Source organism: Microcoleus sp. Pol12B3 (assembly GCF_036701355.1).
Lineage (GTDB): Bacteria > Cyanobacteriota > Cyanobacteriia > Cyanobacteriales > Microcoleaceae > Microcoleus.
The window spans coordinates 16,569-38,843 of sequence record NZ_JAUBQS010000060.1; the positions used below are offsets into that span (position 1 = coordinate 16,569).

Sequence of the window (22,275 nt, forward strand, 5' to 3'; positions counted from 1 at the left end):
TAGAATTTAACGCCCCAATTCTGCATAATAGCCTTCTAACTTCTGCCTGTGGAAAACAGGCAATTCTGTTAAACTATAGAATGTGCTGCCAGTCGGTATCTACAATAAACTCAATTTATAGAAACTCATGCAGATAGATATAAGCATTCCTTCTGAAACGCTATCGCCGACTCGTACTGGCGGCACACCGAATTTAATAGAAGAAGTATTTCGGCTGTACGATCGCGCCTTGGCAGCTACCAGCAACGGCATCGCGATCGCGGACGCTACCCGGCCGGACAAGCCTATAGTTTACTGCAACGCGGCTTTCGAGCGGATTACAGGCTACGATCGCACCGAAATAATCGGGAAGAACTGCCGCTTCCTGCAAGGCCCGGATACCGATGGCGCTGCAGTCGATCAAATCCGCGTGGCCCTGAAAGAACAGCATGACTGCAAAGTAGTTCTCAAAAACTACCGCAAAGACGGCACCGCCTTCTGGAACGAACTCACCATCTCGCCGGTGCGCGACAGCAGCGGGATCGTTACCCACTTCATCGGCGTCCAATCTGATATCACCGATCGCTTCCAAGCAGAAGAAGCCCTCAAACAAGCCGAGGCAAAATACCGCAGCATCTTTGAAAACGCCACCGAAGGCATATTTCAAACCGCCCCAGACGGGCGCTACCTCAGTGCCAACCAGGCACTCGCCCGAATGTACGGCTATGATTCCCCCTCAGAACTGATCGCAAAATGTTCGGCAAAAAACCTTTACGCCGATCGCACCCGCCGCGCTTCCTTCATGGCAGAAATCAGCAAAAATGGCTCCCTGAAAGAGTTTGAGTCCTGCGTCCGCCGCCAAGACGGCAGCACTACCTGGATCTCGGAAAACGTGCGCGAAGTCCGCGACGAAGATGGCGAACTCCTTTACTACGAAGGAACCGTCGCCGAAATCGCCGATCGCAAACAAGCCGAAGCAGCCCTGCGAAATCAAGAATACTGGCTGAAAACCGCGATTAATGCCGTGCCCGACGCGATCAACCTTACAGACAGCGAGGGGCGCTGGCTGATTGCCAACGACTGCGCCCTCCAACTTTTGGGCTGGGAAACCGCAGACTACCAGGGGAAAACTACTGCCGAACTCGCTGCCGCCGCCGATCCCAGAGTCAGAGAAATCCTGCTAACTTGGCAGGAAACCGACGAAACCACCTGGCAAGCAGGCACTCTTACCTCCAGCCGCCAAATTGTCTCCTTGCCCACAGGCGGCAGCAATTTGTTTGAAGTGCGGAAAGTGCCGCTGTTCAACCCCGACGGTTCGCGCAAAGGTTTGGCAGTCGCGGGGCGGGACATCACCCAGGAAGTGGCAGCGGATGCAGCTTTGCGAGACAGCGAACAGCGGTTTCGGGCAATTTTTGAACGCGCTGCGATCGGCATGGTAGTCGCTACCCTCGAAGGTGTTGCGATCGCCACTAATCCGGCATTTCAAGCTATGCTGGGGAGGTCGGAAGCTCAACTGCGCGGTGTCGGCCTCGACGACTGCACGCACCCGGAAGACGCACAAGTTTCGCGCCAGTTGCGCCAAGAGTTGGCAGCGGGCTCCCGCGAAGCTTATCAAATCGAGAAGCGCTACCTCCGCCAAGACGGCAGCATCAGGTGGGGACGCCTCAGCGCCTCTGTCATCGACAGCAGTCAGGGAACGCCACAGTTTATTTTGCAAATGGTAGAGGATATTACCGATCGCAAACAAGCCGAGTCAGCTTTGTTTCAAAATGAGGCTAAGTGGCGATCGCTAATTCTCAACAGTTCCGACATCATTACTATTCTCGACGCCAGCGGTCGCATTGTTTACGAAAGCCCTTCTGTAGAAAGAGTTTTAGGCTACGAACCAGATGAACTCGCCGATCGAATTGCTCTCGATTTGATCCACCCTGACGACCTGCCCTCGGTGATTTCCGACGGCGAAAAACTGATGGCAAATCCAGGCGATCCGATCGCCGTAGAAGGTCGATTCCGTCGCGCTGACGGTTCTTGGTGTTTTCTTGAAGGTGTCGGCATCAACTTGCTAGCAGACCCCGCTGTGAAAGGAATTGTGATCAACTCCCGCGACATGACGGCGCGCAGGCAAGCAGAGTACCGCCTCAGCAAAATCAACGAGTGCTTTTTGGGATTCACCACCGACGCCGCTGACAACATCCAGCGGCTGACATCCTTAGCCGGTGAGCTTTTGGGCGGAAACTGCGCCATCTACAGCCACGTCGGTGGCGAACTCCTGCGGGCGATCGCGACTTGGCAAGCGCCCCCTGACTACCCGCTGGTCGATCGCGCCGAGGGCCACATCTGCACCGACGTATGCAGCAAAGGAAGCGATCGGGCTGTTGCGATTCCTGACTTGCAGAGCACGATCTACGCCCAAACCGATCCTGCTGTCATCCGCTACCAACTGCGAAGCTATCTGGGACAAGCAGTGCGGCTGGGCGGCAATTACGTGGGTGCGCTGTGCCTTCTCTACACTGAGTCGATCGCGCCCACAGAAGCCGACTGCAAGCTGATCGGAATTATTGCCGGGGCGATCGGAGTCGAGGAAGAACGGGCCGCCGCCGCCGATCGCGATCGACAAAAATCCCAAGAACTGCAAACAGCTTTGAGCGAGTTGCAGCAAACTCAAATGCAGTTAGTACAAACCGAAAAAATGTCTTCCCTCGGACAGGTGCTAGCAGGAATTGCCCACGAAATTAACAACCCAGTTGGCTTTGTCGCCGGCAACCTCTGCCACGTCCGAGGCTACGTTCTAGACTTATTAGAAATCGTACAGGTGTATCGAGAAGAGTACCCAAATCCCCCAGCAAAACTTCAGCAACAAGCCGATGATATAGACTTAGAATTTCTAGCAGAAGATCTGCCCAAGTTGCTCAATTCAATGCAGACCGGATGCGAACGAATTGTAGAAATCATTCAAACTCTCCGAAATTTTTCGCGGGCGGACGAAGCTAAAATCAAGACTGCCGACATTCACGAAGGTTTAGAAAGTACCTTGTTAATGTTAAACAGCAGACTGAAAGCCAAACCCAATTGGCAGGGCATTAAAGTGATTAAAGAATACGGAGAACTGCCGCAAATAAACTGTCATCCCGGACAGTTAAATCAGGTATTTATGAATGTATTGGCAAATGCGATCGACGCCTTGGAAGAAAGCAGCAGCCAAGCCAAAGACACCGGAACTTCTATCTTTCCTACTATTACCATTCAAACTGAAACGATTGATGACAAAAGCATTTTAATTCGTATCAAAGACAACGGTCTGGGCATTCCAGAAGATCAGATCGTGCGTTTGTTTGACCCGTTTTTTACCACAAAACCCGTAGGTAAAGGCACTGGTTTGGGCTTATCAATTTCGCACCAAATTGTCGTTGAAAAACACAATGGCAAATTGCAGTGCTTCTCGGAACCCGGTAAAGGTACTGAATTTATCATCGAAATTCCAATTCGTTGACATCAGGACGACGCTAATCAGGATATCATATCAATTCCGGTTGCACTCCTCATGATAGTTGACTGTTGACTGTTGACTATTGGCCGTTGAAGGAGGGGTCGAAAAACTGAATGATGGTTGAGTGTTGACTGTTGACTCGATTTTACGCCCGACTCCGGAAGCGCGGATTTGCTATCAGTGGTTTGACACCCTAGTCTAATATCAATTATGGTTGCATCGCAATAGTCAAATCCAGTCAACAGTCAACAATCACGGATGGATGGTGTCACCGGAATCGATCTAATTTATCTGCGTTAATCTGTGTTTATCTGCCTGTATCTGCGGTTAAAAAAAGAGAATGTATTAACCGCAGATGACAAGGGATTGACGCTGATTCACGCAGAGGTCGAGAAGAGAGATAGGAATAATTCCGATGCTAACAGATTTGATATAACGCGGTAAGGCGGTTCAGGCATACCTTACATATAGCAGTTTTCAACTGAGTCAAGTAATCTTCAGTCAGCACCCCATTACCCATTATTAATGTTTACCTGACTCAACTGAAAAATACTATAATTAGGTTCAAGGCAGCCCTAATTTACTTAAAAACTAAACTGCGTCCGCAAATTTCCCACAAAAATTGTCGGGTTGTTATCGAAATTATTGGCATTGCCGATCGCATAAAATGCTGGCACGATCGAAATATGGTCGGTGAGAGGCAAATAATAAGTTGCCTCAATTTCGTACTGCGTACCGCCATTTCCTCCGCCAGAAACTAGAAACCTCCGACCGCCAGTAAAGTCAAAAGGTACTAAATATGACACCGTAAGCAAAGCTCCTTCTTTGAACAAATCGGGAAATGCAACTCCTAACTGATAAGATTGATTTTTGATCGTGCCGTCGGGTCGGTCAGTCTTGGGAAATATATTAGTTTCGGCGTAACCGTAGCGGCCGAAAAGACCAAAGCGGCGAGCGACTAACCAATCGAAATTGAAACTATAAGTATTTGCTGTCGAATTGCCCAGGCGGCCGCCGAAACCGTCATCTGCCACACCGTTTAACGGCTTGCTGTTAGGAGATCCAATTAAGCCACCGATTTGCTGGATGTTGGAACGGCTGTACAGAAAACGCAAATTAGTCCGATCGCTCGGACTGAATGTTAATTCTGCTGTAGTCGTATTTGTCCCACCAAACAAGCCTTGAGACGGATTGGAAGCGGAATTAAACACGGAAGTGGGCAAAAATTCCGTACTCTCGCCCAAATAGCCAAAACGCAGTTTCAATGCGCGGCCGATATCCCACAAAACCAAAGCACCGGCACCCCGTCTGGTAGCGCTTAACAAAGGGCTGTTGTTAGAATTAAAGCTGCTCGCACCGTCTACGAAAAAGTTAAACTTATTGTTGTCAAAGTAGCGGTAGAAATTAATCCTCGGCCCGACTACTACTTGGAAGCGGTTGCTAAGCGGGAACCGGTAGGAAAGTTCTCGCAGGGTAACTTCATTGGGATTCACCCCAGCAGTCTGGTCGAGAAAAGGAGTGCCAAAGGTATTGAACAGGCCCGTAGAAGTATATTGATTGGCTGGGGAATTGCCGTTACCTACAGCTAGCTGTGTAATCAATTCGTCTTTCCCTGTAAAGGAAGTAGTGAGGGTCAACCAAACTAATTGGCTGAAAGTGATTTCTGGATCATCGTCCACTCTCTGCACAATTGGTCTGTTGGTGACTGGATCGCGTCCGGCTACTCGATCGAGCGGAGCAGCATTTCCATTTGTTGCTTCAACTCGGACTCGCTTGCTCGCAAAAGCTCCAGTCAGGTTAAACCAAGCAAATGCGTTTAATTTAGTGGTAGTTGAAAATTGATTGGCTTCCAATTCGGCAGTGCGGGCTTCTAAAGCATCTACCCGACCGCGCAATGTAGCTAATTCTGCTGCAAATTCTTCTTGCAATCTTTGCAAAGCAAGTAAATCTTCTCGCTTGACTAAATTACCAGTAGAACCGCCAAGTTGTTTGGTAATTTGGTCTAAGCAAGCGTTTAATCCCGCGGCGAATTCATACCGAGTCATTGCTCGATTGCCTCGGAATGTGCCGTCTGGATATCCCGCAATGCAGCCGTATCTTTCTACTAAGGATTGCAAGGCTTGAAAAGCCCAATCTGTCGGCCGCACGTCGGACAGTTGGGAAACAGAGGTGACTTGTGCTGCGTCTTCTTGTATGCTGAGGTCATCAGCACTGCCCGTCTCGCTGCTGATGTCGGCAACTTTGCTGGCTTCAGCAACTTGTTGAGACTGAGGAGAGTTTGCAATTTCTAACTTCTTTGGGGGCAATTCGCGAATTGCCTCTGTTATTTCTGGGGCTGTTGTTGTACGGTCGACTGTTGCTATATCTGTTTGGGGTAAAGCGGGATGAACCCATTCTGCATCTGTGTCAGGTAAAGCCGGATCGACTGCTGCACCTGTTTCGGGTAAAGCCGGATCGACTGCTGCACCTGTTTGAGGTAAAGCCGGATCGACTGTTGCTATATTTGTTTCGGGTAAAGCACGATTCACCCATGCTGCATCTGTATCGGGTAAAGCCGGATCGACTGCTGAGTTAGTCTCTGCTGCGGCGATCGCCGCTAACGGCGGTATCTCAATCTTACCTGCTGCCAGCGCTGCGTCTGGGTTAGCCTCCGGGACGGCACTCGCTTCTAGCGCAACTTCTGGAGTTGAGGTATCCTGAATTTGAGCTGTTGCGGAGATCGGCCCCAAAGGCACTGCCGCACCAGAAATCAAGAAAGACAGCCAAAAAGCTTTAACGGAGGTTGCATTATTCACCATAAAACTCACACCACTTATTGAAAATTAAATCTGGCCAATGTTAACCGATAAGCTTGCTTATAAATGTAGTTGGTTTAACAAATTCTTATAAATAGTTAAAATTATTTTAGGAAGCGAGCAATTCCCAATCACTAATGACTGAAGACTACTGACTCCTGACTAATTCCCCAAATGAAGTTTTTATTAGTTACAGATTTAGACAACACGCTAGTCGGAGATGACGCAGCAACTCAAGTTTTCAACCAGCGCTTGCAATCACAGCGATCGCAAATTTGTTTGGTTTACGCTACCGGGCGTTCTTATGCTTCAACTTGCGAATTAATTGCCCAAAAGCAACTGCTAGAACCAGACTATTTGATCGCAGGTGTAGGCAGCGAAATTTACCAAGACGGAACCCTCGACTTAGATTGGGCGGAATATCTTTCTCAAGACTGGGATAAAATGGCGATCGCCTCTTTAGCTCAGCAGTTTTCCCAGCTTAAACCCCAATCCCTAAAAGAACAAAATCCTTGGAAAATCAGTTATTGTTTGGAACCAGCAGCAGAAAATAGTTCGATTGTCCAGACTTTGCAGCAAAAGTTAACTGAATCGGGACTGCCAGCTCAAATCATTTTTAGCAGCAATCGTGATGTGGATATTTTACCGCAAACTAGCAATAAAGGTAATGCCCTTACTTATTTACAAAAGCGCCTACAAATTCCATCTGAGTCAACATTAGTTTGCGGTGATTCTGGCAATGATATCAATATGTTTGAACAGGATGTCCGGGGAGTAATCGTCGCTAATGCTCTGTCAGAACTCTTAGAATGGCATCGCGAATTTGGCACTACAAATCATTATTTAGCTGGTTCTGCCTGCGCTTGGGGAATCATGGAAGGAATGGCATATTTTTGGGAATTTTGATTGCCAAAAATTCGGTTTGGTTTGTACTGAAGACTTCAGTCCTCATACAAATCACAGGACTGAAGTCCTCAGTACAAACGCACCCGAAGCACCCCAAGTCATGCAAACCGTTAAAATCAGTTCAGGAATCTCAACCGCGTATCGATCAAACCTGCGAGTTGCGATACCATCAGCGGGTACTGCTTTATAAAACCTAATCGAACTTAACTTTAGTTAGCTCAAGCGAGTTGAAGTTTATTTCCCAGCCGTGTTGGATACTAGGCTATCCCAGGATAAGTCGGCTATCAGCCGATCGCCAAAGGTTCTATAGTTAAGTTTAGCGCCTCAACCTAAATTAATCTCTCTAGAAAAACTGATCTTTCTAGATCGAGAAGATGTAGGTTGAGCCCACTATTTGCCCCTTTAGTTCAGTTCGCGAACGCACCGCCACATGGAACAAAATACTTTACCCGTAGAGGTGATTCTCTCTCACCCCCGCCAATATTTAGGTAGCATTCGGCTGGATTGGACGCCACAACCGGGGAACTATCTAGATTTAGAGGGACAAACCTACGCTGTTTTGGAACGCCACCACCGCTATCAACTCAAATCCGGCCGCTACCGACTGCAAAAAATTGCCCTGTACGTGCAGTCGGCCACACCGCCGACGGAAAGAACTTTTGTAAGCGGCATCTGGGTTATCGGAGATGCTAGCTGCCGTTTTAATGCTCGATCGGAAATTCTGCGCTGTGCTGTCAATCCCAATGGCCCGTGCAACTGCTGTTGCGATTACCAAAAGTCTTGAAGCATCAAGTCAATCGATTTTAGATTTTAGATTTTAGATTTTAGATTTAAGCATTGACCCCACGGATAAATTCGGGGGCGCCTTTATCGGATACAGGTTTTTTATTTCTGGGTCCTGAGTCTGCTTTCGGAATGAATCCGGGGGCTTGTATCCTGGATGCTTTCGGTCAGTACACAATTCCACCTCGCCCAACCGAGAGAGCCGAGAATCTCGGCGTCTCCCTCATTTACCAGAAACTATCAAAACCAACTAGCAACTCTCGAATCAAATTTAACTTCTTCAGGCAGGCAGTAATCTATCTTCTGATAGCTGTGCAGCACCTCGCGAATTCCAGTATGAATCAAATTTTCTATGTGCAGCAACTGCTCTGAAGAACAGCGAACCTGAACTGTTTGGTTTGACACAGACTCGCTGGAGTCGAGCGCAGTATATCTATTAGGAACTCGGCTGAGCACATAAGCAATTAAATCTTGTCGCAATCCCGAAGGCGAAAAAGCTTGTTGGTAGGGGTGCTTCGGATAAGACTCCAAGATAATTTCTACTTCCTCTGTGACTACAGCTAAGGTAATATTGACAAGATTTTTCTGCATTTTCCCTGTCCCCAAACACTCGTTAACTAATATTTTTGCGGTCGTTCTCGATCTGCTCTGATTTCTCATGAATTTTAACCGGCTAATACCGCCAATTGTTCTTCGGTAATCGCCAGCTCAAACTCGGAACTTACCTCTTCTATAACCCGCAGCACGTAGCAGGGAATCTTGTCGGATAAAATAGCACATGGCACCCTACCAGTGTGAATTTCTAAGACTGCTTCTGCAGCAGCTTCAAACATCAGTCGCTGTCCCGGAAACATCACTCTTTCAAAGTACCAATTAGGAATGTTCCCAATCCGAACCACCTGAACTAGGTTGGTAACATTTGCGTAATAGCACAGAATCTGGTTGTTACCTTTATAAGATAGCCGATCAGACATTTAAAAATCTCCACACTCTTTCAAAAACTAACTGAGACTTGGCTTTGCCTATTAGTGGCAATTGCGAGTTTGGCTCTCGAGCAAACGACCGACTTATTTTTGGGGTATTATTCGAGAGCGCCAATCACATCTTCAGTTATTAATTTTTGTAGCATTGAGTTATCCTGCCAACACTTAGAGGTCTGGCGCAGAAACTCTGTTTTTCCCGGTTAAAAAACCCGGTTTGTTTGGTATGCAGGGCTTATATCCTGACTTATTTAGGTTGGTGGTGCTGTGGCACCAGTTAATCGAAAGTACCGTCACTTTCCCCAACTCTCCTGACAACAGGTTCGCTCTTTGGCAGCGGAATGGTGCTGAGAGTGCGATCGACCTTGTGATCCAGAGCTTGGGGTAAACTTTATCTAAAAAATATGAGGAAATTATGAAGACCATCATTTTTTTTGATAAATATACTTTGGCCGAAGCAGAGATTACAATAGTTAGGCAAAAACCTAGTTTTTTAACCAAAAACTTGATTCCATCTGTGACCCTGGGTTAAAAAACCCGCTTTCTCAGGGAAATCTGCGTAAATCTTGGATTAGCAGGCTGAAGCCTGGTTTTTTACCCAAAAACTTGGCTGCATCTGTGATTCCTGGTTTAAAAAATCGTTCTTGAGGCAAGTGCGTGTAACTTCTGGAGGAGTTATTCTGGCTGTAAATACGGTGATAGCCGATCGGCATTGCAGGTAACAAAAAACCCCGACTCCCTGAGATCATCTCTAGAACTTCTAGGGAATCAGAGTTTAAATTAACCAATCACCGATCCATCTCAAAGCTAAATCAAAAAAATGAGGAAATTATGAACATAGCCGGAAAAACTAGGACTTTCCTGGATGCAGAAACCCGGTTTCCTAACAATTTCGTGATGTTCGCAAGAATCAAGAGAACGAGATAGCGGATTTTCGATGGTCATTCAGCTTGAATGCCCTTGATTCTTCCGTCGGAGAAGGCCGACTTTGTTTGTCTAGTAGGGGTTTCAAATGCCGAGTTTGATATGCTATCTGCGATGTATTTTACCCCACTTTAAAACAACGGTTCCCAACCCAGAATTTCCGCCACTTGCTGTGCCAAACTCAAAGGATCGAAAGGTTTGGCAATCACCCCCCCTACCCCCAAATCAGCAAATTCGCTCAAATCCATCGCCTGCACCTTAGCAGTCAGGAAAATCACCGGAATCCCCCGAGTAGCAGTATTGTTTTGCAGCAAACCAAACAGAGTAAGTCCGTCCATATCCGGCATCATCACATCTAACAGAATAGCGTCAGGGAGGTGAGTTTCAGCTAAAAGCAATCCTTGGCTGCCGTCGGGGGCGCTTAGTACCGTCCAGCCGCCTAAATGTTCCAGACAGGCCTGAATCACGCTGCAGAGGTTTTTTTCATCATCGATGACCAAAATGCGCTTTGGTGACATAATTAAAACTCAAATTTTAAATGAATTATGGTAAACCGAACAAGGACTTTCGCAACCTGGCTCATCAACCGGGTTTCTTGACCGATATAGCAGAAGGAAGAAGCAATAAAATTAAGAGTTTCAGCACTTAAGAACGTCCTAATCGAGCGAGGTTGCTATATTTTGTCACTCACCTACTGAAACCCTGAACAGAAAAATCGGCCTATCAGCCGGGAGCATCTCATATTTGTAAAAACACTTCTGACTCTTTCCTTCTGACTCTTTCCTCCTGGCGCCTGGCTCCTAACTCCAATTTTGGGCTTGGCTGCTTTCATTGAGATGCTCCCTATCAGCCTCCCAAAATCATCCTACCCGCGTGCGTTGCCAGGAACTTGAGGTTTCGCGAACTCCGGTAGAACCAATCTCAAACCTCCAAACTTTGTCCCCCTTCGCCTTCCAACGGTGCAGGCACTGTGAAATAGAAACTGCAGCCTTGTGAGACAACACTTTCGACCCAAATTCTGCCGCCGTGCTGCTGTACTATGCTGCGACAGATAGCCAAACCCAAACCCGTACCTCCTTTTTGGCGGGAGTCAGAAGCATCAACTTGTTGAAACCGTCCAAAGATAGTTTCTAGTTTATCTGCAGGAATCCCCCGCCCTCGATCTTTGACTTCAAATAAAACCCGTGAAGCGTAGCCATCCCGTAGGGAATCGCCCAAATCTTCAACCCTGACAGTGACTGTACTCCCTGGAGCGGAGAATTTAATCGCATTGCTCAACAAATTTACCAGCAGTTGAACGATTCTGTCAGGGTCAGCCCAAATTTTGGCTGTTTCGGGCAAAATCGACAAATCAATATTATTTTCCGCAGCCAAAGAAAGTACAGCTTCTGCAGACTTCCGCATCAAAACCTGGGCATCGCACCACTGCTTGACGAGGATAACTTGGCTCGAATCGAGCCGCTCTAAGTCGAGAATATCGTTTACCAAACGCACTAACCGTTCGGTATCGCTCGAAGCGATTTCTAACATCTGTTTGGCAGTTTCCGGTCGATTTTTCAGTACCCCAGCCGCCAGCAAACCTAAAGAACCGCGAATGGAGGCAAGCGGCGTTCGCAGTTCGTGGCTGACAATCGAAATAAACTCATTTTTCATTTTTTCAATTGCCCGACTTTCTGTGACATCTGTGACTGTGCCGACGTGACCAATTAGTTGAGATCTGTCGGAAAAAATCGGAGCTGTTTTCAGGCGACAAAACCGGATGGTTCCGTCTCGCTGGATGTGGCGGAATTCGCAGGAAAATTCCCCATCTAGCGATTGCGATTGGGACCACTTAGACAGAATTAGTTTGAGGTCTTTGCGGTGAACAAACCGCATCCAGCCGTTTCCTAAAGCTGCTGCTGGTGTGAAGCCACCAATTGCTTGACAGCGAGGATTTGTATAAGTACATTTCCCCTCAGTATCGATTTTGAAAATGCCCACGGGGGAACTCTCGCTCAGAGAGCGAAATAAAGCTTCGCTTTCCCGGAGTTCTGCTTGAGAGCTTTCTAGTTCTCTGGTTCGCTGCAAAACTCGCATTTCTAACCGTTCGTTGAGCTGTTGGAGGGCGGCTTCAGCAAGTTTGCGATCGCTAATATCCCGGTGCACTGAGACCCAGTGAGTAAACTCACCATTTTCGTCCGCTATGGGTACAATGCTCATTTCTACCCAAAATTCTGTCCCGTCTTTGCGGTAATTGATCGAGTCAACCCGCACAGGCTGCCAGGTTTTCAAAGCTGTCCGAACTCGATGGAGACTGGCGCGGTCTGTTTTTTCTCCTTGCAAGATGCGCGGCGTTTTGCCCACAACTTCTTCTAGCGTATAGCCGGTCATCCGCGTAAAAGCTGGGTTGACATAAATAATTCGCGGACCCGGTTCCTCAATCGGTTCAGCTTCGGTAATTAACACGGCGTCGTTAGTATTGGTGACTGCTGATTCCAACAGGCGCAACTGCAATTCTCTAGCTTTGCGATCGGTAATTTCTGTAACTGTCCCCACCATCCGCACTGCATCGCCGGCTTCGTTGTAAAAAAACTTACCTTTTCCCTCGATCCAGTGAATGCTGCCGTCGGGCCAAACCACGCGGTATTCCAGAAAGTAATCTGTTCGCTGGGCCAGGGTCTGATTTATAGTATTATCCGTATTTTTTAAATCTTCTGGGTGAATGCAAGCTGCAAAACTTTGATAAGTTCCCGCAAAAGTTCCCGGGGCCAACCCAAACAACTCTTCGTGTTCCCTCGACCAAACAATGCGATTTTTCTGCAAGTCCCAGTCCCAAAATCCGATTTTGGTAGCCGACAAAGCTAAGTTAAGCTGCTGATTCGTTTTCCGCAACTCCATGCTAGTAATAGCAACCCGTAGTTCTCGGGCTATTTCGATTTCGCACCGCTGCCAAGGTAAAGATTTTAACCTCACAGTTTCTTGCCACAAGTCAAAGGAATTGCGAGGAGACAGCGGCCGGCTGCCATCCGGTTTAACTTCGATTTCCCCGTCTGGTTTGCCGGCCCAGTTGACAGTTTGAATTGTTTCTGGACGGAACCACAAAATGTAATAATTTTGCATCTCGGACATGGCAAGTACCAGCAAACCGCTAGCAACTTCTTTAAACTTCTGGGAGGGCGGATACAGTTTTGAGAGAGAATCTGTATAAAAAATATCATTATTTATTTGAGTTTTTATCCAAGCAATTAAGTTTTCGATTTCTAGCACTTCCGGGGTTTGGCCGATGGTTGTTAAATTTTCATTTGCACACACAACTCCACCAGTAGCGCCCACTAAGGTCAGCAATTCATCTCCGGATTTAAGTAAACCTTCTACAAACCAGTGTGATTGAGAAATTTTGGTAATAAACTTATGGCAATTTTCTTTTAAATAAATTGCATATTCCCAATTTTCGCTATCTTGTTTGTAGCTAAGTTCTAGATTCACAAACTTTGCTAGCAGTTCGCAAGCCTTTCTTGTTTCGTAGTTGACATACTTTCGTGTTGGGTGGTGACAGGCGATCAATCCCCAGAGTTTTCGATCTTTGATTAATGTCAAGGTCATGCTAGCGCCAACGTTCATATTTTTGAGATATTGAACATGGCAAGGGGAAACTGCTCTCAACAAAGAGAAGCCCAGATTGAGGGGGAGACCGGTCAGCGGATTGCAGTGAGGAATTAATTCTATCGGCTGACAGTTAATATCGGGAATAAACCGAATTAAATTCATGTTGAACAGCTTTCTTGCCTGGGGAGGAATATCGGTAGCCGGATAGTGCAGTCCCAATAAAGGAGCCAAACTTTCTACTTTGTCTTCGGCGACAACTTCCCCCGCACCGGTGGTATCAAATTGATAGACGATCGCTCGATCGAAGCCGATCATCCTCCGTACTTCTTCCACTGCTGTCTGACACAGCACTTGCAGGTTGGGTGTTTTGTGGATTTTGTCGATCGGCTCTTGGACTAAATGATAGCAATTAAAACTATCGCTAGCTTTTGGGGAAACAACCGACTCTAATTCAAGAATTAATGCTGAACTAGATTGATGCAGCGTTCCATGAAAAAAAGACTGGCGGTTTTGGCTTTTGAAGGATAATTTGATACCGTTAGAGTGATGACTGTGTTCAAATAAAGCTTTTTCTATAGCCTCTATTTCCTCAGCCTCGACAAATTCATGTAAAAATTTGCCCAAAAGTTCTTCGGGGTAAATGCCGAGTTCCTCAAAAGTATTGTTGCTAACTTGCAAAATTTTCCACACAGGAGATTCCAGAACCAAAAGCATACCGTGAGGTTGAATCGAACCCGGGGCGTACATTAGTTCGCAGTCGCTGTTATTGAAAGTGCCTGTGTCTGAGGGCAATACCATTGCTTTCATCTGATTAATACTTCTCTAAATTAGCCTGTGTTCTCGATCGGCGGCCCAGCATCAATCAATAGCACCGCGTCAGAATCACAGAATCTAACAACCCCAAGTCTTGGCTAAGGCTTCCTGATTTGTTTCGGACACGCACTGCCTATTTGCTCTTAGTTATCCCATTTAAAAAAAAGAATACAACTGTAGGTACGTGCTCGAAACCCATATCTCATCAGTCATTCCCAGTTCTTCAATTCTTTAATTCTTTAAATGTTTAAATCTAAAATGGGATTAGCGCTTTGCCTGAGCCAGTCTGTTTCTAAGTTGAGTCCGCTCCAAACGATTCAGGAGGCGAGCAATTAATTCCGGTTTGACGATCGGCTTGTTCACGTAGTCGTCAGCACCTGCGACAAACATTTGGCGCACGATTTCCGACTCGGAATGAGCTGTCAAAAATAGCACGGGGAGCTTGCTCCAGCGCAAATCGTTGCGAACTGCCAAACACAGCTCGATACCGCTGTAACCGGGCATCTCCACATCTAAAATTAGCAAATCCGGACAAGTTGTTTCGAGTACCTCCCAGAACTTTTCGGGATCGTCCAATGTTGTTACTTGAAATCCCCAAGGTTGTAGAATCACTTGCAGTCCAGCTAATAGATGCACGTCATCGTCTACCACCATAACTTTAGCTTCAGCAGGGCCAGTCTGGTCGAGCAGTTGGGCGACTGCTTTGAGTATATCTGCTGGGGGGATAGATTTGTGCAAAAAGCCGGAAGCTCCCAAACGAGCAACTTCTATTCGATCGCTCAATTGATTGTGTCCGCTAAAAATCATCACCGGAATTTCGGGCTTTTCACTGCGGAGTTCGGCTAAGAGAGAAAGTCCGTTTTCCTGAGATCGGGAAAATGTCAAATCCAGCAAAATCGCGTCGGGAGGCTGTTGAGAAATCGCATTTCTTGCCGCTTGAGGAGAGTTGGCAACTTCTATCTGGAAGCCGGAACCTGATGCTACTGTTTTGAGTCGATCGCTCCCAAAAGTATCATCATCAACAATCAGCATTCGGCGCGTTTGGGAAACTGCAGGAACCAAATCGCCTTCTGGTTCGAGCGACGGGTGATCGAATATCTGTTTGAGCTGATGCAGAAATCCCTCAATCTGCTGAGCCGTCCCCGGTTTCAAGATGTTTTCAGCCTTGAACAAATGTTCTATCTGGCGCGCAACTTCCGAACCTTTTGGCAGGCCTAACGTTCCCAAAGAACCGACTAATTTGTGAGCTTGGGTCTGGGCTGCCTCCCGCACTTCGCCTTCCAAGCTTCCGTTGTTCAGTTGAGCGATCGCGCGATCGAATATCGCCACCTTTTCGATAAAATTAGCTTTTAAATTTCCCCGCATTTGGGCAATCGCATTCAAGACTTTGAGACGGCGCTCGTCTTTGTTTAATTCCTGGCTCGACCCGCTGGATTCAGTAGATAAAGTCTCTTGAGTTTTAGCAGTTTCTGCCGTTTCCTGCCCAACTTGTTGGCTCTCAATCTCCTCCGGCAGACTTTTGAGCCGATAGCCCAATCCGTATACGGTTTCCACTAAATCTACTGTCATCCCGGCTGCTTTCAGCTTCTGCCGCAGCCCCTTGATGTGAGCGGTAACGGCTTCTTCTTGAGGAAATTCGCCGGCCGACCAAATGCGATCGAGGATGGCGCTGCGACTGAAAATGCGCCGAGGATTTCTCAGGAAAAGTTCTAACAAATTGTACTCTTTGGGAGTCAAGTGCAGCACTTTTTCGGCATAAGTTACTTCCGTAGTGTCCGGGTTGACTTGCAGTTTTTCCCATCTTAAATTTGTACTCGACAAAGTTGCCTTACCCCGGCGCAGCAAAGCCCTAATTCGAGCGATTAATTCTTCAAGATTAAAGGGTTTGACCACATAATCGTCTGCACCCGCCTCTAAACCTTGGACTCGATCGTTGCTGCTATCTAGCGCTGTCAGCAGTAAAATCGGCATTTGGCAGCCGGACGATCGCAATTTTCGACACAAACTAATGCCGTCGAGTTTAGGAATCAGCACATCCAAAACAATCAGGTCGTAATCGTATGCCTGCACCAAATGCAACGCTGTTTCACCGTCTGCTGCCGCATTCACATTGTAATTGTGAGAGTTCAGCGCTTGAGTTAGCAAACTGACTGTAACTGTGTCATCTTCTACCAGCAGGATTTTCATAAATATCACCTGTCCTTCCAACTATTCTTGGAACTTTTTATCGGTTTTTGGGGCTAATTAAATAGCCTTCCTACAAATGAATTTAACAATTCCCCACCTTCAGTATAACAAATAGTATTCTTGAAATAGAATAATTGTAAATTATTATTATGATTTTACTTATTTTCCTCTGGTAATATTTCATTAGATTCGGGCTGGGATTTTATGGCTTTTTGGACTTCAGCGCCTGCTGAATTTTTTGAATCAGATATTGCGAGGAATCTTGATGTTTAACTACGTCTTCCAACTCGGAAACTGCTACTTCGGCGTGTTCTATCTCTTGAACTAAAGAATCAGGGGTAACACTTTTTATCACTCCCAAAGGTTCTTGGATAGCGGTCAATGAATTGAAATTTTTTTCCGCTATTAATTCTTCCAACTCTAGCAGAGCCATTTCTGCGCGATCGATCTTGATCGTCACGGATTTAGCCACATTAGCACCCGCTCTTGCTGCCTCCGTGAGTTCGTGAACTCGAAGTTTAAACCGGCTGGCAATTTGCTCCATTTGAGTCCCCAATTCAAAAGTTTTACTTGCCAGTCTGCCAATTTCTAGACTCACTTTGCTCAGACCGCTGGGCTGACTTCCCATTTGATTGGTAACTACAGCCACCTGTACTGCTAAATACCTGACTTGTTCGATCGCCTCCCGGATGGTTCGAGAAGTGCGGTTAACCGTTTCTAAATCATTAGCTATTGCTTTGCCGACGCCTAAAATTTTATCTGTATTGTTGCAAATAGAATTAGCACCTTGAAAAGTAGCTTGAAACGCTTGGCGACCTTCCGAAGAAATCAGTTTCGCAATCCTCACAAATCGCTGATTCATTTGAGCAATCTCTTCAGCTTGTTTGACCAGTGCTACTTGCTGGGAAGTGGGATGGGTATGAAACTTTTCTGCTTGACGTTGGTGGATTTTCAAAAGCTCGTTACATTCGTGAAACTTAGCCTGCTCTTGTTGAAGTAGCGCCAAATACTTGTGTCTTTCTACTCGGTATTTTTGAATAAGTTTGTTAGCTTGCGCTAACAGTTGAGACTGGGCTATCACCAGAGTATGAACGTCCAAAAGGCGGTGGGTTTGGTCTTCCATTACCACAATAATCGGTTCATAAATCAAGTCTTTGTGCCTGTTGAAAGACGCTTGGACGGCATCATCAACTTTCCAGTTTTCCGAAAGCAGTAAAGGCGGAATTCTAATAAAATCTAACAAGGCTCGAATCGGGTGTGACCCGTAAAGTTCTACGCGATCGGGAAAACTCATTTGCTCTCGAAATTTGACGCGAGAAATCATGCCCAATACCTGTGATTCATGAGTAATAATGACTCCCGGCAGGTCGGGTTCTTGCTCAAATCTTTCAGCCACTACCTGTCCTAGAGTTGCAGCGCTCACTTGGAAGTCGTGACACGGCAGATGTCCGATCGTGAAATCGGGGGTGAGTTGAGTTGGATTGCTCATTTACCCGGATAGTGTTAAGTACAAGTTAACAAATTATATATTAATATTATACTGGAATAAGATTGTTGAAAGTAGTCAACGACCCAGCACGGAAGTGACTGGGCTTGGGGCCTAAAACTTCATTTTCAGTTGACCAGCCTGAGACCTTTGATGTCTAGGTTTTTTGAGTAATGACACCAAGCGGATGCGTAGCTAGTTCCCTGTTCTGTCGTTAAGGGTTAAACATTTTTATTTGGGTTAAGGACGTGCCATTAGGCGAATCAGCTCAGAAAACAAAGCCGCGTGCTAACTTCACCCCAGCAATCGGAGTGGAATTGCTTAGTTTCCATCAACAACCCGGTTCACAAACACAACCAGAAGCGATCGATTATACAGCCGTATCCCTTCCCCCCGTTTCCTCCTACCGCTTTCGCGCTCGTAAAGCGCTGGAGCGCGGGTCACTCGCCCAGAAGAAAGATGAGAACTATAGGGAGAAATTAGCTCTCTGCCTCCGAGGCCTTCTATTAACTACTTTCTGACTACCTTCATCTCAAGTCTCTGGGATCGGCCGCGCCTGCTGTGTCCCAGGTTCTGTCCTCACAACAGGGGCATTCATATTTTGTTCTTTAAAAAAACCGGGAAAATATCTAGATTGAAACCAAAAACCTTAAATCGGACTTTGCCGCTAGCAACCTTTGAGGCTGCTTACCAGTTGTTACAGCAAATGGCTGAAATCCCAGGGGCGATTTGGCTCACCGACGATGCGATCGCTGATTTTCAAAATCGGGAAAATTCGTCTGAAAGGTTTGCAGCATTGGTATCAGAGCATTTTAGCGCGCTGCTGCGGGGTAATCTATTAGATGAGTTCGCAACAAACGGACACAAGCACAGCGAAAAAAATCTCCATTCGCAATTGAATGTGCAGTTGACTTTCGAGCCTAGGGCGATCGCCAATTTCCTCTCTCCCCTCGCAGACAAACTCGCAGAAATAACGGGCGCATCCTCGTGGAAAATTGACATTCGTGCCCTCAAACAAGCCATTAAAAATATACAGACCAATTCGGCCGTTCTGCAAAGCGAATTCACCCTAAATTTGCTGGATATTCTCGCTGCCAATGCCAGCCAAAATAATCACCTGCCCCTACACAGCCAAACAGAAATAGAGGGAAAATCCGCCCCCAAAGTTATAGATCCAGAAACGCTACAAAGCCAAATTGCTGAAGCCGTCAATCAATTACAAATTGCCAGCCCTTGCATTTCATTTTGTCAGCCTGTAGAAGATGCTTTGCAGCAGCAGCTAGAACAAGAGCGACTTTTGAATCAGGTGACAACTCAAATCCGCCAGAGTTTGGAATTGCCTGTAATTTTGTCAAAAGCAGTCGAGCGAGTGCGAGAGTTTTTGGAGGTCGATCGCCTGTTAATTTATCAATTTGAAAAAGTACCAGGGCCGCACAACGGCGAGTTAGCTAAAGAAATACCTGCGGCGGTTTCTGGGTCTGGCGAAATCCAAGAAAATTTCCGGTCTTACTTGTATGTAGGTCGCGTTACCTACGAAGCCTTAGCCAACGATGCTATCTCGTCTGTATTGAATTTTAGTGAAGACGCGCAGTGTTTTACCAATGGAGTCATTGACCGAGAGAAATATCGCAAAGGTTTGGCTTTGTGCGTTGCGGATGTGGAAACAACTTACTCTTCGCAGCCTTGTTTTTTAGAGTTGATGCGGCGGGCGAAGGTGCGGGCGAAGTTGCTAGTGCCGATCGTCGTTCAAGACGAGTTGTGGGGACTGCTAATTGCCCACCAGTGTACTTTTCGGGAGTGGGAAGAAAGCAAAAAAACATTTTTGCGACAAATAGCAGAACATTTGGCGATCGCCATTTACCAAGCCGAACTTTATGCAGAAGTCCAGCAGCAAAAGCGCACCTCAGAACAGCGCGTAATAGAGCGAACGCAAGAACTGCACGATGCACTGGTCGCCGCCCAGTCTGCCAGCCTCGCCAAGAGCGAATTTTTAGCAGCTATGAGCCACGAATTGCGGACTCCTCTCACCTGCGTCATCGGCATTTCCGACACGCTGCTGCGGTGGTCTTACGGCAAAGTTGGAAGTAAAGAAGTGCCGGTGCAAAAGCAGCGACAGTACCTGCAAACTATCCGAGACAGCGGCGACCACTTATTAGAATTAATTAACGATATTTTAGATTTATCACAAGTAGAAGCGGGAAAAGCAATATTAAAAATTAGTGAATTTTCACTTTCTAAATTAGCTTCTCAGAGCCTGCACGCCCTCAAAGAAAAAGCTGCCGCTAAAGGCGTGGAACTGCTGCAAGAACAGCGGATAAAACAAGAGTGCGATCGCTTCATTGCTGACCCGCGCCGCTTAAGACAAATTCTCTTCAATCTTTTAGGAAATGCGATTAAGTTTACTCCCAAAGGCGGGCGAGTCATCCTGCGAGTTTGGGTGACAGAAGATAAAAATCGAACGCCGGCATTGCGGCCGCCCGGTACTGCACCTGCTGGCAGTACCGCTGTTTTTCAAATCAAAGATACTGGCATTGGAATTCCAGAAAATCAGCGATCGCTTTTGTTTCAAAAATTCCAGCAGTTGGATTCCCCCTACCGCCGGGAATACGGCGGCACAGGTCTGGGATTGGCTTTAACTAAACAGTTAGTAGAGCTTCACGGCGGCGCGATCGAAGTCAACTCTAAAGTTGATGTCGGCTCTACTTTTACCGTTTTTATACCCCTCCAAACTATAACCAAAGATGAATCGACAAAATTCACCTATGAAAAATCTAATTCATCTTTACCGCTGCATTATTCCTCGCGGGGCAGCCTCGTACTCGTGGAAGAAGATGAAGAAACTGCTATGCTCATTTGCGATATCCTGACAGCAGCAGGACTGCAAGTGGTGTGGATGATTGAAGGTTCGGCGGCGGTGGAACAAATTGAACTTTTGCAACCGAATGCTGTGATTGTCGATATGCGTTTGCCCGGTATGAATGGCTGCGAAATAATTCACCAACTGCGCCAAAAACCCGCTACTGAAAATATCAAGATTCTAGCTTTAAGCACTAATGAAATTCCGCCAGATCAGATATCTTTCGTGACGGCGGGAGCTAACGATTGTTTAGCTAAACCGATTCACCCCGAGCAATTGCTGGACAAAATTATTTCTTTAATGGCTGGGATTGGTAATGGGTAATACAATTTTAGATTTTAGATTTTAGATTTTGGAATGACTTATTGGATCTGGGTTGGGATATGGTCTACAGTTACATTCTTTTTTTTGAACTGGTATAATTTGTAATTCCCAATTACCAATTCCCCATCCCCAATTGTCATGATTAATTGTCAAATTCCTACAGGATTAATTGTTTCTTGTCAAGCACCTGCTGATTCGCCGCTGCACGATCCGATCGTAATTGCGGCAATGGCTCGAACCGCCATCAATCGAGGTGCATCGGGCGTGCGGATTGACACTCCGGTTCACATTGCGGCGGTGCGAAAACAGATATCCGCCCCCATAATTGGGATTTGGAAGCAGCAATTGCCGGGATGCGAGATTTACATTACTCCTCGGTTTGAAGACGCGCGGGCGATCGCCACTTCTGGAGCCGATATTATCGCCGTTGATGCTACTCTGAGAAACCGTCCTGCTGGCGGCGAAGACTTAAAGACATTAATCGGGCGAATTCACAGTGAATTGGGCAAATTAGTGATGGCGGATGTAGATACAATAGAAGCTGCGATCGCGGCAGCCGAAGTTGGTGCAGATACTGTAGCAACTACTCTTTTTGGTTATACTGCCCAGACGGAAAATTTTTCGCCGCCGGGATTTGATTTGCTTGCGGAAATGGTAGAAAAGCTTAAGGTTCCCGTTATCTGCGAAGGCGGGATATCGGGGCCGGAAATGGCTAAAAAAGCCTTGGATTTAGGAGCGGTGGCTGTTGTTGTGGGGACAGATATTACTGGGATTGATCTTAAGGTGACCGCCTATAAGTCGCTGATGGGGAAGTAAGTTCGGCAACGGATTGTTTAACGGATGTAACGGATGTAACGGATTGAAGGAAGTTCGGCAACGGATTGTTTAACGGATGTAACGGATTGAAGGAAGTTCGGCAACGGATTGTTTAACGGATATAACGGATGTAATGGATTGAAGGAAGTTCGGCAACGGATTGTTTAACGGATGTTCGGCAATGGATTGTTTAACGGATTGTTTAACGGATGTAACGGATGTAACGGATGTAACGGATGTTCGGCAACGGATTGTTTAACGGATGTAACGGATTGAAGCCCACATTCCGCAGATATTTAAGCAGAGAGAAAGGAAGATAGATTCGGCAACACAAAACCCCCAAACGATTGCTG

The 22,275-nt window shown here is 46.6% G+C and carries 14 protein-coding genes; 6 read left to right on the forward strand and 8 right to left on the reverse strand.

Going from position 1 to position 22,275, the window contains the following annotated elements; genetic code table 11:
* Positions 1-127: 127 nt before the first annotated feature.
* Positions 128-3,469: a PAS domain S-box protein gene (locus QUA53_RS23405; RefSeq protein ID WP_333100077.1), complete on the forward strand. Its 3,342-nt coding sequence runs from the start codon at positions 128-130 to the stop codon at positions 3,467-3,469.
* A gap of 581 nt (positions 3,470-4,050) precedes the next feature.
* On the opposite strand, the gene QUA53_RS23410 is transcribed toward QUA53_RS23405, so the two are convergent.
* Positions 4,051-6,264: an iron uptake porin gene (locus QUA53_RS23410; RefSeq protein ID WP_333100078.1), complete on the reverse strand. Its 2,214-nt coding sequence runs from the start codon at positions 6,262-6,264 to the stop codon at positions 4,051-4,053.
* Between the two features lie 171 nt (positions 6,265-6,435).
* Here QUA53_RS23410 and QUA53_RS23415 point away from each other — a divergent pair, with 171 nt between their 5' ends.
* Together QUA53_RS23415 and QUA53_RS23420 are read left to right on the forward strand one after the other, a co-directional pair.
* Entirely contained in the window at positions 6,436-7,167 is a 732-nt protein-coding gene (locus tag QUA53_RS23415) for a sucrose-phosphate phosphatase (RefSeq protein ID WP_333100079.1), read from the forward strand.
* 430 nt (positions 7,168-7,597) lie between these two features.
* Positions 7,598-7,951 carry a DUF6464 family protein gene (locus QUA53_RS23420; RefSeq protein WP_333066483.1) on the forward strand — a complete coding sequence of 118 codons (354 nt, stop codon included), beginning with the start codon at positions 7,598-7,600 and terminating at the stop codon, positions 7,949-7,951.
* Between the two features lie 239 nt (positions 7,952-8,190).
* On the opposite strand, the gene QUA53_RS23425 is transcribed toward QUA53_RS23420, so the two are convergent.
* Both QUA53_RS23425 and QUA53_RS23430 read right to left on the reverse strand, forming a co-directional pair.
* Complete coding sequence (locus QUA53_RS23425) at positions 8,191-8,541, reverse strand: late competence development ComFB family protein (protein ID WP_333100080.1); 351 nt, start codon at positions 8,539-8,541, stop codon at positions 8,191-8,193.
* A gap of 74 nt (positions 8,542-8,615) precedes the next feature.
* On the reverse strand, positions 8,616-8,924 hold the full coding sequence (locus tag QUA53_RS23430; protein ID WP_333100081.1) for a DUF1830 domain-containing protein: 309 nt from the start codon (positions 8,922-8,924) through the stop codon (positions 8,616-8,618).
* Between the two features lie 232 nt (positions 8,925-9,156).
* Between QUA53_RS23430 and QUA53_RS23435 the strand changes: the two genes are divergently transcribed.
* Positions 9,157-9,318, forward strand: a complete 162-nt coding sequence (locus QUA53_RS23435; protein WP_333100082.1) for a hypothetical protein — start codon at positions 9,157-9,159, stop codon at positions 9,316-9,318.
* A gap of 157 nt (positions 9,319-9,475) precedes the next feature.
* Here QUA53_RS23435 and QUA53_RS23440 read toward each other — a convergent pair whose 3' ends face one another.
* The 5 genes from QUA53_RS23440 to QUA53_RS23460 form a co-directional block, all read right to left on the reverse strand.
* Entirely contained in the window at positions 9,476-9,718 is a 243-nt protein-coding gene (locus tag QUA53_RS23440; protein WP_333100083.1) for a hypothetical protein, read from the reverse strand.
* A gap of 267 nt (positions 9,719-9,985) precedes the next feature.
* On the reverse strand, positions 9,986-10,372 hold the full coding sequence (locus QUA53_RS23445) for a response regulator (protein ID WP_333078038.1): 387 nt from the start codon (positions 10,370-10,372) through the stop codon (positions 9,986-9,988).
* 403 nt (positions 10,373-10,775) lie between these two features.
* On the reverse strand, positions 10,776-14,246 hold the full coding sequence (locus QUA53_RS23450; RefSeq protein ID WP_333249120.1) for a PAS domain S-box protein: 3,471 nt from the start codon (positions 14,244-14,246) through the stop codon (positions 10,776-10,778).
* Between the two features lie 270 nt (positions 14,247-14,516).
* Positions 14,517-16,439 (reverse strand): response regulator, encoded by a 1,923-nt coding sequence (locus tag QUA53_RS23455; protein WP_333100085.1) that lies wholly within the window; start codon positions 16,437-16,439, stop codon positions 14,517-14,519.
* 202 nt (positions 16,440-16,641) lie between these two features.
* Positions 16,642-17,928: a chemotaxis protein gene (locus QUA53_RS23460; RefSeq protein WP_333100086.1), complete on the reverse strand. Its 1,287-nt coding sequence runs from the start codon at positions 17,926-17,928 to the stop codon at positions 16,642-16,644.
* Positions 17,929-18,559: 631 nt separating this feature from the next.
* Between QUA53_RS23460 and QUA53_RS23465 the strand changes: the two genes are divergently transcribed.
* Both QUA53_RS23465 and QUA53_RS23470 read left to right on the forward strand, forming a co-directional pair.
* Entirely contained in the window at positions 18,560-21,106 is a 2,547-nt protein-coding gene (locus QUA53_RS23465) for an ATP-binding protein (RefSeq protein WP_333100087.1), read from the forward strand.
* A gap of 138 nt (positions 21,107-21,244) precedes the next feature.
* A complete protein-coding gene (locus tag QUA53_RS23470) occupies positions 21,245-21,922 on the forward strand; it encodes an N-acetylmannosamine-6-phosphate 2-epimerase (RefSeq protein ID WP_333100088.1) in 678 nt (225 codons plus the stop codon).
* The last annotated feature ends 353 nt before the right edge of the window (positions 21,923-22,275 follow it).

Coding starts and splice junctions, on each gene's coding strand:
- QUA53_RS23405 (WP_333100077.1), top strand. CDS start 128: ATGCAGATAGATATAAGCATTCCTTCTGAAACGCTATCGCCGACTCGT.
- QUA53_RS23410 (WP_333100078.1), bottom strand. CDS start 6,264: ATGGTGAATAATGCAACCTCCGTTAAAGCTTTTTGGCTGTCTTTCTTG.
- QUA53_RS23415 (WP_333100079.1), top strand. CDS start 6,436: ATGAAGTTTTTATTAGTTACAGATTTAGACAACACGCTAGTCGGAGAT.
- QUA53_RS23420 (WP_333066483.1), top strand. CDS start 7,598: ATGGAACAAAATACTTTACCCGTAGAGGTGATTCTCTCTCACCCCCGC.
- QUA53_RS23425 (WP_333100080.1), bottom strand. CDS start 8,541: ATGCAGAAAAATCTTGTCAATATTACCTTAGCTGTAGTCACAGAGGAA.
- QUA53_RS23430 (WP_333100081.1), bottom strand. CDS start 8,924: ATGTCTGATCGGCTATCTTATAAAGGTAACAACCAGATTCTGTGCTAT.
- QUA53_RS23435 (WP_333100082.1), top strand. CDS start 9,157: ATGCAGGGCTTATATCCTGACTTATTTAGGTTGGTGGTGCTGTGGCAC.
- QUA53_RS23445 (WP_333078038.1), bottom strand. CDS start 10,372: ATGTCACCAAAGCGCATTTTGGTCATCGATGATGAAAAAAACCTCTGC.
- QUA53_RS23450 (WP_333249120.1), bottom strand. CDS start 14,246: ATGAAAGCAATGGTATTGCCCTCAGACACAGGCACTTTCAATAACAGC.
- QUA53_RS23455 (WP_333100085.1), bottom strand. CDS start 16,439: ATGAAAATCCTGCTGGTAGAAGATGACACAGTTACAGTCAGTTTGCTA.
- QUA53_RS23460 (WP_333100086.1), bottom strand. CDS start 17,928: ATGAGCAATCCAACTCAACTCACCCCCGATTTCACGATCGGACATCTG.
- QUA53_RS23470 (WP_333100088.1), top strand. CDS start 21,245: ATGATTAATTGTCAAATTCCTACAGGATTAATTGTTTCTTGTCAAGCA.